Source organism: Pseudomonas rhizoryzae (assembly GCF_005250615.1).
Classification (GTDB): Bacteria; Pseudomonadota; Gammaproteobacteria; order Pseudomonadales; family Pseudomonadaceae; genus Chryseomonas; species Chryseomonas rhizoryzae.
This window is the reverse complement of record NZ_SULM01000014.1, coordinates 77,947-92,150: the sequence shown is the minus strand read 5'-3', so window position 1 is coordinate 92,150 and position 14,204 is coordinate 77,947. Positions and strand designations below refer to the sequence as shown.

At 64.9% G+C, this 14,204-nt stretch carries 12 protein-coding genes, 1 tRNA gene and 1 rRNA gene; 8 read left to right on the top strand and 6 right to left on the bottom strand.

The genetic code is table 11. The features are described from left to right. The first annotated feature begins 234 nt into the window (after positions 1-234). Positions 235-350: ribosomal RNA gene (gene rrf / locus FAZ11_RS21220) — 5S ribosomal RNA — on the top strand. 442 nt (positions 351-792) lie between these two features. Here the strand turns inward: rrf and mksF are convergent. Genes mksF through mksB form a run of 3 tightly spaced genes read right to left on the bottom strand, consistent with a single transcriptional unit; the run spans position 793 to position 5,532 of the window. Further along, positions 793-3,594 (bottom strand): Mks condensin complex protein MksF, encoded by a 2,802-nt coding sequence (gene mksF, locus FAZ11_RS21215; RefSeq protein ID WP_058772640.1) that lies wholly within the window; start codon positions 3,592-3,594, stop codon positions 793-795. Then, positions 3,591-4,280, bottom strand: coding sequence for an Mks condensin complex protein MksE (gene mksE, locus FAZ11_RS21210; RefSeq protein ID WP_058772641.1), 690 nt, complete (start codon positions 4,278-4,280; stop codon positions 3,591-3,593). Before mksE ends, mksF begins: the two co-directional genes overlap by 4 nt. Continuing rightward, positions 4,270-5,532: an Mks condensin complex protein MksB gene (gene mksB, locus FAZ11_RS21205; RefSeq protein WP_058772642.1), complete on the bottom strand. Its 1,263-nt coding sequence runs from the start codon at positions 5,530-5,532 to the stop codon at positions 4,270-4,272. The genes mksE and mksB overlap by 11 nt, the downstream gene beginning before the upstream one ends. A gap of 152 nt (positions 5,533-5,684) precedes the next feature. Between mksB and FAZ11_RS21200 the strand changes: the two genes are divergently transcribed. Together FAZ11_RS21200 and rimI are read left to right on the top strand one after the other, a co-directional pair. After that, positions 5,685-6,506 (top strand): hypothetical protein, encoded by an 822-nt coding sequence (locus FAZ11_RS21200; RefSeq protein ID WP_058772643.1) that lies wholly within the window; start codon positions 5,685-5,687, stop codon positions 6,504-6,506. Next, a complete protein-coding gene (rimI, locus tag FAZ11_RS21195; protein WP_058767585.1) occupies positions 6,503-6,955 on the top strand; it encodes a ribosomal protein S18-alanine N-acetyltransferase in 453 nt (150 codons plus the stop codon). Before FAZ11_RS21200 ends, rimI begins: the two co-directional genes overlap by 4 nt. A gap of 14 nt (positions 6,956-6,969) precedes the next feature. On the opposite strand, the gene FAZ11_RS21190 is transcribed toward rimI, so the two are convergent. Then, positions 6,970-7,503: a hypothetical protein gene (locus tag FAZ11_RS21190; RefSeq protein WP_058772644.1), complete on the bottom strand. Its 534-nt coding sequence runs from the start codon at positions 7,501-7,503 to the stop codon at positions 6,970-6,972. A 127-nt stretch (positions 7,504-7,630) separates the two neighbouring features. Here FAZ11_RS21190 and otsB point away from each other — a divergent pair, with 127 nt between their 5' ends. Beyond that, positions 7,631-8,389, top strand: a complete 759-nt coding sequence (otsB, locus tag FAZ11_RS21185) for a trehalose-phosphatase (protein WP_058772645.1) — start codon at positions 7,631-7,633, stop codon at positions 8,387-8,389. A gap of 1 nt (position 8,390) precedes the next feature. Next, the gene (otsA, locus tag FAZ11_RS21180; RefSeq protein WP_058772646.1) at positions 8,391-9,839 is read left to right on the top strand and encodes an alpha,alpha-trehalose-phosphate synthase (UDP-forming); all 1,449 of its coding nucleotides are present in this window, start codon (positions 8,391-8,393) and stop codon (positions 9,837-9,839) included. A 230-nt stretch (positions 9,840-10,069) separates the two neighbouring features. Here the strand turns inward: otsA and FAZ11_RS21175 are convergent. Continuing rightward, positions 10,070-10,146 (bottom strand) — tRNA-Met (locus tag FAZ11_RS21175). 270 nt (positions 10,147-10,416) lie between these two features. Here FAZ11_RS21175 and FAZ11_RS21170 point away from each other — a divergent pair. Together FAZ11_RS21170 and FAZ11_RS21165 are read left to right on the top strand one after the other, a co-directional pair. Beyond that, on the top strand, positions 10,417-11,754 hold the full coding sequence (locus FAZ11_RS21170; RefSeq protein WP_058772647.1) for a type II toxin-antitoxin system HipA family toxin: 1,338 nt from the start codon (positions 10,417-10,419) through the stop codon (positions 11,752-11,754). Beyond that, positions 11,748-12,032, top strand: a complete 285-nt coding sequence (locus FAZ11_RS21165) for a helix-turn-helix domain-containing protein (protein WP_058772648.1) — start codon at positions 11,748-11,750, stop codon at positions 12,030-12,032. The genes FAZ11_RS21170 and FAZ11_RS21165 overlap by 7 nt, the downstream gene beginning before the upstream one ends. Positions 12,033-12,085: 53 nt before the next feature. Here FAZ11_RS21165 and FAZ11_RS21160 read toward each other — a convergent pair whose 3' ends face one another. Next, positions 12,086-13,132 (bottom strand): LacI family DNA-binding transcriptional regulator, encoded by a 1,047-nt coding sequence (locus tag FAZ11_RS21160; RefSeq protein WP_058779255.1) that lies wholly within the window; start codon positions 13,130-13,132, stop codon positions 12,086-12,088. Positions 13,133-13,269: 137 nt separating this feature from the next. Here FAZ11_RS21160 and FAZ11_RS21155 point away from each other — a divergent pair, with 137 nt between their 5' ends. Further along, positions 13,270-14,196 carry a sugar phosphate isomerase/epimerase family protein gene (locus tag FAZ11_RS21155; protein WP_137279048.1) on the top strand — a complete coding sequence of 309 codons (927 nt, stop codon included), beginning with the start codon at positions 13,270-13,272 and terminating at the stop codon, positions 14,194-14,196. The last annotated feature ends 8 nt before the right edge of the window (positions 14,197-14,204 follow it).

The window sequence follows — 14,204 nt, the reverse complement described above, 5'->3', positions numbered from 1 at the left end:
ATAGGTCGGGTGTGTAAGCGCTGTGAGGCGTTGAGCTAACCGATACTAATTGCCCGTGAGGCTTGACCATATAACACCCAAACAATCTGACCGCGTGTCAGAGCGTGAGGAAGACGACGCCGAAAACGGCGCGTGGGTTCGCAAGACCCAGGACGATACGTTTACTTCTACTTCTGTCACAGACCCAATTCGGCCAGTCAGGCAGCCCCATCGCCTGGCCCGCCAACCGAATTGCTTGACGAACATAGAGCATTGGAACCACCTGATCCCTTCCCGAACTCAGAAGTGAAACGATGCATCGCCGATGGTAGTGTGGGGTTTCCCCATGTGAGAGTAGGTCATCGTCAAGCGCCTAACACCCAGCACCCCCGTCCAGTTCATTCTGGCGGGGGTGTTGTCTTTGGGGCGGGAAAAGCGCCCTCACCCCAGCCCTCTCCCCGGGGGAGAGGGGACCAGAAGCGGTGCAACTGGGAGGCTTGAGCGCTTCCTGCTGGTGGAAGCCTGCAAGGAGCGTAAGAGTTAGCAACAGCCCGGCGTCGCCGGGCTATCGCGGCCATGGGCCGCTCCTACAAGGAGATCTACCGTAGGAGCGGCCGCATCGGCGGACCGCCATGGCTGCGATCAGACGCTGTAGGTTGGGCTGGGCTTGCGAAGACCAACCTTCGAGCGCTATGCGTGGGGTGCAGAGCTTTGGGGGGGCGGATGTTGGGCTTCGCTGTGCTCAGCCCAACCTACAAGGGCAGAGCAATAAAAAGCCCGGCATTGGCCGGGCTTTTTGCGTTCGGGCAGGGCTCACGCGGGTTCTGGCAGGGCCAGGTCGCGTTTGGCGATGTATTTCCAGTCGGCTTCGTCGATGTAGATACCACCGGGGCCGCTGCCGCCTTCGAGGTCGATGGCGACCTGGGCGCTGACCTGGGGTTTGACGCTGGCCAGTATGGGCACGAAGCCCAGTTGCTGGCTGGTCTCGATCAGGGCCTGCTGGTTGCGTTCATCGATGTCGGCGGCCTCGTCCAGGTAGTAGGGCAGGCGGATCTTGGCGGCCTGTTCCCGATCCATCAGGTGCAGCAACAGGTACATGTTGGTCAGCGCCTTGATGGTCATGGTGGTGCCGTTGGAAGCGGCGCCGTCGATGTCGGTGTGGAGGATCGGCTGCCCGCCCTGCTTGGTGATCTCGAAGGCCAGTTCGAAGAGGTCCTTGAGGCCGAGCTGGTTGCCGTTGGCGGCGACCAGGCGTGCCAGGTAGTCGCGGGCTTCTTCGTTCTTCTGGTCCTGGCTGCTGTCTTGGGTGAGGTCGAAGACCGAGAGGGTCTCGCCTTCTTCGTATTGGCCAGCGCTGTGGATGATCTGGTCGATATGCTTAAGGGCATCCTTATTCGGTGCGAGGACGATGCGGAAGCTTTCCAGGTTGGAGACCTGCTTGCGGTTGATCTCGCGGTTGAACAACTGCAGCTGGTGTTCGAGGTTGTCGTAGTCGCTGCGGATGTTTCTCAGGGTGCGGGCGATGTCGGTGACGGCGGCGCGACGGGCCTTGGCCAGGGTCAGGGCTTCATCCTGGCGGTGGGCGTAGGCGTTGACCAGCAGTTGCAGACGGCGCTCGGGATCTTCTTCATTGTCGAACTTGGCCACACCCTTGAGGCGGACCTGGGCGTAGAGAGCCTCGATCTGGGTGTCGGCGCGCTGTAGGGCCTGCCAGGTGTCCTGATAGTCGTTGAGCAGCGGCAGCAGGTTTTCCAGGGAGTCGTCCACCGCTTCCAAGAAGGGAGTGCCCTGGGGCAGGTCGGTGGGCAGCAGTTGGCGACGACGCAGGGCGTCGGCCAGGGTGCGGTCCTTGGCTTCCAGGTCGGCCAGCTGGCGGCCGATCAGTTGCAGCTTGGCAGAGAGTTGCTGGACGCGTTCGGTGAAGGCGTCGCCGGCCCGGCGTAGCTCGTCCTGGGCGGCTTCTAGCTGGGCCAGTTGTTCGAGCTTTTCGTTCTCTTCGGCGCTGAGGGTCTGGCAGCGGCGGAAGTCTTCCAGGGCCTTCTGGGCGTCCAGGACCTGTTGGTAGAGGGCTTCGGCCTGGGCCTTGCTGGCCTGGCGGTCGGCGATGACGCCCTGCTGGGCCTTGAGCTGCTTGAGTTCGCGTTCCAGGCGATCCTTCTGGTCGCGCAGGGCAGCGCGGTCGGCCAGGGCCTGGAGGGTCGGCGGCTCGATGCCCGAGAGGTCGAGGGACAGGCCGGGCAGTTCGAAGCGGTCGCCCTGGAAGCGTTCCAGTACCCCTTCGAGGGTCTTCAGCCAGCTACCGTCTTCGGCCAATTCGACACCCTTGGGCCCCAGCGGCAGGCTGAACAGCTGGCCGTTGAACAGGCGCATCAGCCGTTCGACGTCGGCCTGGCTGAATTCCTCGCGCAGGCGGGCGTAGCTGTTGTTGTCGGCGTGATCCAGTTGCTGCCGTAGGCCCTTGAGGCGCTGTTCCAATTCGCGGACGCGTTGGTCGAGGTCTTCGCTACTGAATTGGCGCGACTGGGAGAGGGCGCCGGCCAGTTCGTCGTGAGCATCCTTGGCGGCGAGGAGCTGGGCTTCCAGGGGCGCGGTGGACTCCACCAGGGCGAAGCGGTGCTTGAGTTGGGCCAGCTCGGCCAGCCAGCGCTGCAGACCGCTGACCTCGCGTTCCAGGCGCATCAGTTCGTTGGTGCCGTCGCGCTGGTTCTGCTGCAGGCTGTCCTGCTCCAGGCGGTAGTGTTCGCTCTGGGCCAAGAGTTCGTCACGGCGATCGATAGCGTAGTGCTGCCAGGTGCCGAGCAGGCTGTCGAGCAGCGGCGAGAGGCGGTGCAGCTTGCCGCGTAGCCGGTCGCGCTGTTCGACGCCATTGGCCAGGGCTTCCACCAGCGGGCCGGCAGCGACCAGGGACTGGTAGTCCTGCTCCATGCGGCGCACGTCGCGGAAGGCCTCCTCGCAGGCGGCGATGTAGTCGACGCTACCGGATCTCAAGCTGTGCTCGAAGGCGTCGAGGAACAGCTGCTTGAGCTTGGCTGCGGTGATCTCGCGCATGTGCAGCAGATTGATGAACAGGGCGCGGAAGGTCTTTAGGCTCTGCTCGCTGGTGGACCTGAGCGGAATGAGGGTGAGGTCCAGCGGGATACTGGTGTGGCCGCCGACCAGCAGGCGGCGCAGTTCCTCGGGCTTGACCTCGTAGGCCTTGAGGCCGGCGCGTTCCAGGCTGGCGAAGAGTTCACGCTGGCGTAGGCAGGTGCCGTCGCGCTGGTAGTGGGCCAGGTCCAGCTCGCCGGCATAGGCGAAGAACTGGTGGCCGAAGCCGCCCCCCGGGCCGCGACCGGCTACGCCGATGACGTGGGGACCATGCGCCAGGCGCAGTTCGACGAGGATATAGCTGGTGTCGGTGGCGAAGTAGAACTTGCGCGACTGCTCGTTGCTGTACTTGCCGAAGCTCATGTCGGAGAGCCGCGCCAGGATGGGGAATTGCAGGGCATTGATCGAGGCGCTCTTGCCCAGGTTGTTGGCGCCGTAGACCGATAGCGGCTGTTCCAGCGGGAACAGGCCCAGGCTGTAGCCGGCGGTGTTGAGCAGGGCGAAGCGGCTGATGCCGTAGCGGATCATAGGTCGAACTCCCGTTCTTCGGCGATGGCGCGGGCCAGGGCGGCCTCTTCGTCATCCTCGGCGACTTCCTCATCAGGGCTATCCTCATCAAGACTGTCTTCATCACCGGCGAGGGTCGGCGCCGGCAGCGGCAGGTCGCTGGCGTGCAGGCTGGCGGCCAGGTCGCGGTCCTGCTGCACGGCCAGGCAGACGTCGAGGAAACGGTGCATGGGCGGCAGGAAGCGGTAGCTGCCGTTGCTGTCCAGGGCGAAGCCGAGTTGGGTCAGGCGGCGCAGGATCTTTTCTTCCAGCTCGTCCTGGGTGGTGACCTCGGCCTGCAGGAAGAGGTCGCGGTACTTGTCCAGCAGTGCCGGCAGTTCGGGACGGCCGAGGGTGCCGCCGTCGAGCACGGCCAGGGGATCGCGACCCTGGTCGGCGAGATGCTCCACCAGGATGAAGGTGAACAGCGCCAGGCGTTGGGCGGTCTTGTTGACCTGGGTGCCCATCTGCTCGGGGACGAAGTAGTAGAAGCCGCGCGGATCGCAGACCAGCTCGAAGCCGAGGGCGCGGAAGAGGGCGCGGTACTGGTCCTGCTGCTGGCTGAGCTGGGCGTAGCACTCGGGCTCGCTGCGGGACAGGTGATAGCCCTTGAACAGCTCGCGGAAGATGGGCGCGAGCTGGGTCATTTCGTTGAGATCAAGTTGCATGGGCATCGCTCGCGGGGGATCGGGCGGCCAGGGCATAGGAGCACAGGCTGACGCGGTGTTCGAGGGTGTCGTAGTGGCGGCGGTCCAGGCGCTCGCGCTGGAAGCGGGCGTCGCGGGACAGGCGCGAGAACCAGTAGAGCAGTTCGTCGGTGTCGCCGGCCGGTTCCTGCTCCAGCAGCCAGGCCATGAGGTCGGGCAGCGGCAAGGCGTCCTGGCAGAGGTCGACCATCTCGCGCACGGTACGGGGTGCGGCGGGGCGTTCGCTGTCGCGTTGCCGGTTGCTCTGGCTGGGGAAGCGGGCCGGCTTGGGCTCGAAGCGGGCCAGGGCGTAGACGTAGCTCTCCACCTGGGCGGCGGTGCCGAGGAAGACACTCTGCGGCCGGCTGAACAGTGGCAGGGCGGCCTGGGGCACGGCGTCGAGGCCTCTGCGGCGGATGGCGGCCAGGGCCAGGGCGGCGCCACGGGTGACCGCGTTGTGCCGACGGGCTTCTTCGCGCAGCGGCAGCAGCAATTCGCGGGCGCGTCTCAGCGCCAGTTGGGCGGCGTTGTGCATTTCCAGGATGCGCGCCTGGGTGCGCAGCAGCAGGTCGTCGTCGACCAGGTGGCCGAGGCGCTGCTGTTCGCCCAGCAGGTGCAGCAGGACCTGTTCGACGCGATGCACGCCGCGCTCGAAGGCGCCGTCAGCGGCGACCAGTTGGATCATCGGCTCGACGTATTCGTCCCAGGTGGCCAGCACCTCGGCATAGCGCTGGCGCAGGGGGATCTGACGATCGCTGGTCTTGGCGCGCTCGGCGACGCCTTCCAGGGCGTGGCCGTCGTTGGCCAGCTTCTTGAGGACATCGCGCACGCGCATGTCCAAGAGGCGCAGTTGACGGGCCAGGTCCGGGCCATCGCGGTTGTCGAAGGCCTCGCGGATGTGGCCGGCGAGGCGCTCCAGGTGGCGCAGGTAGGCCTCGATCTCCAGGCACAGGCCGAGGCGGTGTTCGCGCCTGAGATAGCCGAGGAAGTCGTGGATCTGGCCGTTGAGTTCGAAGCGGTTGGGACTCTTGGCCACCGGTACCAGGATGTCGAGGCGAATCCAGGTGTCGAGCAGGGCTGTGAGGTCGGCTGGCGTCCGCTCCGGCAACTGTTCGGCCAGGCGGGCGCGCAACTCGGCCAGGCCCAGGGTGCCGCTGTCGAAGTGGGCGCACAGCGGATCGATGAGGTGCCAGTGTTCGGCAAGGGTACGCAGGACGCGTTTGGGGTCGATCATGGTGGGGACCGCACCAGGCAAAAGCGCCATTGTACTCCAGACGCCAGAGCCTTCGATGTGACAGCGGTGGGACCGATGGGCAGGGTGGCCTTTCGATCTGGGACGATCCGCGCGACAATGCCGCCCCCGCCGCGTATCCCAAGGATCCGCCCATGCCCGATACCGCTGCCTCCGCTTCCCCGTCGCTCGCCGCCGAGGCGCGTCGTCGCGCCTATCTGCAGGCGATGGACCTGGATGTCTGGGTGCCGCGTACGGCCTTGCCCTTCGCGGCGCCTTCGCGGCCGGAGGCGCTGTGGGTAGAGGCGCCGGAAGAGACGCCCGTCGTCGCCAGGGTGGTCAAACCGGAGCCGGTGCCCAAGGCGGCGCCGATGGTCGAGGCGCCTGCTGCGGCCCGGCCGCGGATCGAGATCGCCCGCCCCAGCCCGGTCAAGCCGGCACCGACCGCCGTGGTCGAGCCGGAACCGGAGCGGGCGCCCCCGCCGCCACGCGAGCCGGCGCCACGCTTCGCCCTGCAACTGTTGCAGGCGGGGCGTTGCCTGTTGCTGCTGGAATTGCCGACCGGGGACATCCTGGGTTCGCGCGATCCGGCCGCCTTGCTGCTCAAGGATCTGCTGCGCGCCGCCGGCCTGCCGGACACGCCGAAGATCATCAGCGAGGAGCCCATTCGCTGGCCGCTGCTCAACAGCGGTCAGCTCGATCAGGGGCCGGCGGCGGCCTGCGAGTTCGTGCAGAGCTATGTGTCGGGACACCAGGAGCGGCTGGGCGAAGGCCTGGGCCTCTGGTTGGTCGGTACGGCCGCCCGGCGCTGCGCTGGCGTCGAGGACCTAGAGGCGACCGGGATGGAACGGGACACGGCCCTGGGCTCAGCCTGGCTGGTGCCGGGGCTGGATATATTGATGGAAGAGCCGGCCGCCAAGGCTGCGCTCTGGCAAGCCATGCGCCCCTTGCGGCGCCGCTGGATGGAACAGCAATGAACGATGCGGTGCGCTTTCGGCGAATGACCGAAGCCGATTTGAACACGGTATTGAAGATCGAATACCAGGCCTTCAGCCACCCCTGGACCCGCGGCATCTTTCTCGATGCGCTCAAATCCTATGACTGCTGGGTGATGCTGGTGGGCGAGCAACAGGTGGGGCACGGGGTGATCAACGTCATCCTCGACGAGGCCCATCTGCTCAACATCACGGTCAAGCCGGAAAACCAGGGGCGTGGACTCGGCCTGCGTCTGCTCGAGCAACTGATGCAGGAAGCGCGCAAGGCCAAGGCCAATGAGTGCTTCCTGGAAGTGCGGGCCAGCAATCAGTCGGCTTATCGACTGTACGAACGCTACGGCTTCAACGAGATCGGCCGCCGACGGGACTACTATCCGGCGGTCGGCGGCCGGGAAGATGCGCTAGTGATGGCCTGTACCCTGCTGGACTAGACCTTCCAGCCCGTTCAGCGATCGGCGCGCTTCTCGTCGAGATCCAGGGCGGTGTCGCCGGCGAAATCTTCGTCATTAGCATCCAGATCAGCGTAGCGGGCGTCGCGCTGCGTTTCGGCTTCGTTGGGCTCGTCGGTGTCGCCATCCCAGGCCTGGCCGTCGAGCGGATGGCTGCGCCCTAGTTCGGCTTCGTCCTGGCCGGCACCGCCACCGATGTCGCTGTCCTCGACCACGCTCAGCTCCTTGTCGTTGGGCCAGGCATCGCCGTAGTCGCTGGGCGAGCGGGCGCCGGTTTCGTCCAGCAGGGTTTCCGGGCTGGCGTCATCCATCGTCGGCTGGTGATCCAGGGTCTCGCCGCCGGTCAGCCCGGCCTGGCGGACGCGCTCCTCGGGGAATTGGCCCTGGTAATCGCGCTCGTCCATCTCGTCGCCAGCGCGGCCCTGGCGGTCGTCCTTGCGATCGCTGAAATCGAGTTCGCGCATGTCGCCCATGCGGTCCTGGATGTCGTCGATCTCTTCGGGGGTCTTGGTGATGTCGGGCTTGTTCATGGTGGTCTCCAAAGGCTTGGCTGCTAGAGCGTCTCCCTGATTCCGACTACGAGCCGGCAGCGGGAATTCCTCCGCCCTGCCGGAAGGTGTGAACGAACCATACGGTGACCCGGCAGTCGTACCTTCCATGATCGACCTCGACAGCCTCACCTCATCGGGCCAACCGTTGGCCTTCTTTTTCGATCTGGATGGCACCCTGGCAGAACTGCAGCCACGTCCGGAACAGGTTTTCATTCCCGCCGAAACCCTCGCTGCGCTCGACCTCCTGGCGCGCCAGCATGGTGTGGCCGTGGTATCCGGGCGGCCCTTGGCGGAGATCGACCGCTTCACCGCGCCGCTGCAGCTGCCGGCTGCAGGTGTCCATGGTGCCGAGTGGCGCGATCCGCAAGGCAATACCCATCGGGTCGAACTGGACGCCGGCCTGCTGGCCCAGGTCGGCCAGCGGCTCGAGAGAGCCTTGGCGGATCATCCGGACCTGTTGCTCGAACGCAAGAGCGTGGCCTTCGCCCTGCACTATCGCCAGGCGCCCGAGAAGGAAGCGCTGGTACGAGAGCTGGCGGAAGGCATCGCGGCCGAGCACCCTGAATTCAAGCTGCAACCGGGCAAGTGCGTCTTCGAGCTCAAGCCCGCTGGCGCGAGCAAGGGCGAGGCCATCGGCCGATTTCTAGAACTGGAACCCTTCGCCGGCTGCCTGCCGGTGTTTCTCGGTGACGATCGTACCGATGAAGCGGGGTTCGCTGTCGTCAATGCGCGAGGCGGTCTGTCCATCAAGGTAGGGGAGGGGGAGACGGTCGCCAAGACCCGCCTGCCTTCGGTTGAAGCGGTAGCCCTCTGGCTGCAGCAACTGAGCCGTGACCTCGCGCGAAATTATAAGCAAGGAGATTAGGATGAGCCGTTTAGTGGTGGTATCGAATCGGGTGGCCCCGATCGAGGAAGGCAAGGCGACCGCGGGCGGTCTGGCGGTGGGCGTCCTGGATGCCCTGCGCAAGTCGGGTGGCATCTGGTTCGGCTGGAATGGCGAGACGGTCAAGGAAAACGGGCCGGCCAAGACCCAGACCAAGGACAACATCGACTACGTGACCTTCGGCCTGACCAAGCGCGACTACGACCACTATTACCGCGGCTTTTCCAACGCCACCCTGTGGCCGATCTTCCACTATCGGATCGACCTGGCGCGCTACAACCGCGAAGAGTACGACGGCTATCGTCGCGTCAACATGGCTATGGCCGAGCGCCTGAAGCCCTTGCTCAAGCCCGACGACATCATCTGGGTGCACGACTACCACCTGATTCCCTTCGCCGAAGCCTGCCGCATGCTGGGCATTCGCAACCGGATTGGCTTTTTCCTGCACATTCCCTTCCCGGCGCCGGAAATCCTCACCGCCATCCCGCCGCACAACGAGTTGCTCAAGACGCTGTGCTTCTATGACCTGATCGGCTTCCAGACCGATACCGACCAACTGGCTTTCCAGGACTACATCACCCGCGAGGTGCGCGGTGTGCTGGAAAAGGACGGCAGCCTGACCGCCTACGGCCACAACTTCCGCGTGGGCGTCTATCCCATCGGGGTGATGCCGGACGTGATCCAGAAGCAGGCGGAGTCCTATCGTACGCGGCGCCAGTTCATCTCGCGCAGCATCGAGGGCGTGCCTTACAAGACCATCGTCAGCGTCGACCGGCTGGATTATTCCAAGGGGCTGGTGGAGCGCTTCCAGGCCTTCGAGAAGTTGCTGGAGCACTTCCCCGAGCATCACCGGGCAGTGCAGTTCGTGCAGATCGCGCCGTCCTCGCGGGCGGACGTGGTGTCCTACCAGAATATCCGTCGCCAGTTGGAGAGCCATGCCGGCCACATCAATGGCCACTTCTCCGAGCTGGACTGGACGCCGATCCGCTATCTGAACAAGAGCTATGACCGCCGCACGGTGATGGGGCTGTTCCGCTCCTCCGACGTGGGCCTGGTGACGCCGCTGCGCGATGGCATGAACCTGGTGGCCAAGGAGTACGTGGCGGCCCAGGACCCGGAAAATCCCGGGGTGTTGGTGCTGTCGCGCTTCGCCGGTGCGGCGCGGGAACTCAATTCCGCGCTGATCGTGAATCCCTATGACCACATCGGCATGGCCGAAGCCCTGGACCGCGCGCTGCGCATGCCGCTGGAAGAGCGCAAGTCACGCTACGAGGACATGATGCGGGTGATTCGCCAGGCGGACCTGGCGTCCTGGCGCGACAACTTCCTGCGCGACCTGCGGGCGTTCAGCTCCAAGACGCTGGTGCAGTCCATCGACAGCAAGGCGATCGATAGCGAAGAGGTGGACAGCAAGCAGAAGGTTGCTCTGTAGCGACTACGGCTGCAAGGGAGCCCGGCTTAGGCCGGGCTTTTTCATGGCGACGGAAAAAGCCGGGTAACAATCAGGGGCCGCTTTTGCTGAGTCCTGAAGATGGGGAGTGGCGGCACCCTCTCCCTAGCCCTCTCCCAGAGGGAGAGGGGACTAAGAAGAGCAGCGACATCGGCCGGGCTTTTTCGTGGGCAATAAAAAAGGGCCAGCTTACGCTGACCCTTGGAAATAGGTGGTGGCTACGCAGGGACTTGAACCCCGGACCCCAGCATTATGAATGCTATGCTCTAACCAGCTGAGCTACGTAGCCATCCGAGGCGCGCATTATTGGCAAGGCGGGAGTGGCTGTCAAGCCCGTAATCCAAGAATTTCCACTGGCCGATCAGAGAGTTAAGCGAGAGATGCTGCACGTTTGGGCATTGCTGACGCAGACACCACCGCTATCGATGTCCGCTGAATGGCGGAATTCTATTTTAATGAAATTCAATCCAGAGCCCAGGCTGGAAATTCTCATTATATTGAATAATTAAAGTCATGACGCTAGGATAATTTTCATTAAATTGAGAATTCGGGTCCTGTCATGAAACTCAAGGTTCAGGTGTTCCTCGACGGGCTCTGGCAGGATGCGGTGTCGCTCACCTTCGCACAGCCGGATCGGCTCACGGAGTCGCTGTGTATCAGTGGCTACGAACCGCACTATCTGGCTGAACACTATGAGCGGCTGGATTCGCCCTTCGCGGTGTCGGTCAGTGCCGCGCAACGCCTGAGCTGGACGGCCCGGCGTGATACCGGCCTGCCGGCCTTCGTCTATGACCTGTTGCCCGCAGGAGCCGCGCGTCGGTGGTTGGAGCGGCGCTTCGGTCATGAGCGCCCGGCGGACTGGGACCTGGATCTTTTCCTGCTGGCGCGTTGCACGCCAGCACCCGTCGGTCACCTGCGGATCGAGAGTTCCGTACTGCCGCAGACGTCGCCCTCCCAGGCATTTTCGCGGAGTGACGTAGTAGCTCGCGCCGACGATTTTCTCGAATACGCCTATGAGCAGGGCGCGGCCATGGGCGGTGCGACCGGCGCAGGTGGCGAGGCGCCCAAGCTGCTGCTGACCGAGGACGCCCAGGGTGGATTGCATGCCGATGCCGCCCTGGCGGACGCTCGGGCGCACCGCCATTGGTTGGTGAAGTTCGCTCGTGGCGAGGCGACTGCCCGGGATCGCGACATCCTGCGCAGCGAATATCACTACTATCGCGCCGTGAATGCGCTGGGTCTGAACACCATCGACCCGCGTGGCCTGGCACTGGAAGAGGGGGACAAGCCCAGTCTTTGGTTACCGCGCTTCGATCGCAAGGTCAGGGCGGGCGGCGTCGAACGTATCGCACTGGAGTCCATTTATTCCCTGTGCGGAAACACCCGGCCGGGTTCGCATCTGATTCATGAGGAGGTAGTGACGCGCCTGGTCGATCTCTGGGACCTCGCCGGTCAGGGAAACGAAGTAGAGGAGCTGGTGTTCGAGTACGTGCGGCGCGATCTGCTCAATCGGATTCTGGGTAATTCCGACAACCATGGCCGCAACCTGAGCATCCTCCGGCATGGGAATCGGCTGGAGCTGGCGCCCATCTACGATCTGGCGCCCATGGTGCTGGACCCGGAGGGCATCAGCCGTAGCACCAAGTGGCGCGAGGAGCAGGCGGGGTCGCCGCCCTGGCGTGACCTGTGCCGTCACCTGGAACTACTCCTGGCGACTCGGGCCGGGCAGGGGGCGAAGGCTACGGAAGGGCTCTTCGAGCGGGTGCGCCAGCAGGCCCGGGAGTTTTTGGCGCTGCCCGATCTACTGACGGCCTTGCCAGACGACGTTCGCCGACAGGAGCAACGGCTACCGGTGCTGCGACTCGAACAGCGGCTGCAGGAGTGGGGATTATGGTGAGGCTTCTGGACGTCGCGGAGCGCGATCAACTGATCACTGAAATCTGCCAAGGCGTGATCGACGGCGAACTCGATTTCGCCACCGCCGTGCGCCGGCTGCGGGTCGAGGTGACCGGACTCAACCAGGCGCCTTTCGCGCGAATGTGCAAGATTTCCCTGGGCGCCTTGCTGCAGCTGGAGCATGGAACCGGCAATCCGACGTTGAAGACGCTGGACTCGGTGTTTCGGGTGTTCGGCCTGCGGTTGTCACTGGCGCTGCGCACCGACACCCGGCCCTGAGCAAAGCGTCTCGGTTGTCCTCGTTCATCTGCAGTTCCGGGCGATACCCAACACTAGTGACATTCCGGCACATCGAGTTGCAGGGGCAGCAGTTCGTAACCCGGTTGCTCGTTGTCGAGGCTGGCGGTGACCAGGGCATCCACCGCGCGGCGGGCCAGTGGCTCGCGTGGATGGGAGAGGACGGCCTGGACGAGGCCAGTCTTCAAGGCGTCCCGGGTGACGGCGGTGAGGTCGTGGCAGACCACGGTGGGCAGGTGCAGGCCCTGACGCTGCCGCTCTTGCAGGGCCTGGATCACCCCCTCGATGCCGCCGCCGGCTACATAGAGACCCGCCAGATTCGGATAGGCGCTCAGCAGGTCGAGGGTATTGTCGCGGGCGTAGCCCGGATCTTCCAAGGTCAGGCGTGACGCCAGCAGTTCCCAATCGCCCGCCGCCTCGGCCAGGTAGCTGCGAAAGCTCAGTTCGCAGAGCTCCTGGCACTGGAATCTCTGGCTGCCCACCATCACCGCCACCGGGCCGGGCTGCGGCGCGAGCCGGGTGACGAACCAGCCGGCCACGCGGCCCATGCGGCGGTTGTCCACGCCCAGGTAGCCGGCGCCGGCACGGGTGGCGAGTTCGGACAGCATCGCCAGCACGGGCATGCCGTTCAGGCGTAGTTCCGACACCGCTTCGCGTACCGCCACATGATCGACGGCCACTACGCCGAGCGCATCGACCTCGCCGCGCTGCGCCTCGATCCGGCGCGCCACCACCAGCGGGTCCAGGTCATCCAGATAGCCGATCATCACCCGTACCCGGGCGCGCGTGGTCGCTGCGGCGGCGTCGGCCAGGGCCTGGGCCAAGCCTTGATAGAAGGCCACGCCGCTTTTCTGCAATAGGAAGCCGAGGCGGATCGTCGGCTTCTCGTGGCGTAGCCGTTGTTCGATGACGCTATGGGCGTGGAAGCCGAGCTTGGCTGCGGCGTTGGCGATGCGTTGCGCGGTATCCGCCCGTACGCCGGCGCGCAGGTTGAGCACGCGATCGACCGTGGACAGGCTGACCCCGGCCTCGCGGGCCACATCGGCCATGGTGGGGCGACGAGCAGCTGCCGAATCTGACATGAAATGAAAGGCTCCCGGCGTGGCTTTGAGGGGTTTTGACAGGTTCGCGCCGCGCACTATAGCAGCCTCGGCAGGCCGGTCTTAGCATCCAGAACAGGCCTGACCCAGGCGAAAAACAATAAAAACGGAGCTCCTCCATGGCTATTCATATCTCCACTGCGCCCTGCTGCTGGGGCGTCGATGACGTCAAGAATCCCTTCTTGCCGCCCTGGCGCCAGGTGCTCCGTGAGGCCGGTCTGGCCGGCTATCGCGGCATCGAACTGGGGCCATATGGCTATCTGCCGCTGGATGCCGCCGAGGTCGGCCAGGCCCTAGGCGACAACGGCCTGCAGGTGGTGGCCGGCACCATCTTTGATGACCTGGTCGATCCAGCGAATCTGCCCTCCCTGCTGACCCAGACCCACGACATCTGCGCCCTGCTCAAGCAGTTGCCCGCGGTGGAACCGGAAGCCGGGCAGCGTTTCCTGCTGCCCTATCTGGTGGTGATCGACTGGGGCCATGACGAGCGTGACTACGCCGCCGGCCATTCCGATCGCGCGCCCCGCCTGGACGATGCGGCCTGGAACACCATGATGGAGCACATCCGCGCCATCGCGACCCTGGCCTGGCAGGAGTATGGCGTACGGGCGGTGATCCATCCCCATGCCGGTGGCTACCTCGAATTCGCCGATGAGCTGGCGCGGCTGGTGGACGATATTCCGCACGAGATCGCCGGGCTCTGCTTGGATACCGGGCATCTCTACTACGCCGGCATGGACCCCGCCGCGACCCTGCGGCAATACGCGGCGCGCCTGGATTACCTGCACTTCAAGGACATCGACCAAGGGGTGTTCGACCGGGTGCTCAGCGAGCGCATCCGCTTCTTCGAGGCCTGCGCCCAGGGGGTGATGTGCCCGCTCGGCCGGGGTGTCATCGACTATCCCGCGCTGCGGACCTTGATCGAAGAGCTGGGCTATCAGGGCTACATCACCGTGGAGCAGGAGCGCGACCCGCGCAACGCCAACGGCAGTCTCGACGACGTGGCCGAGAGCCGCGCCTACCTCACCCGTGCCGGTTTCCAATAACAAGGACT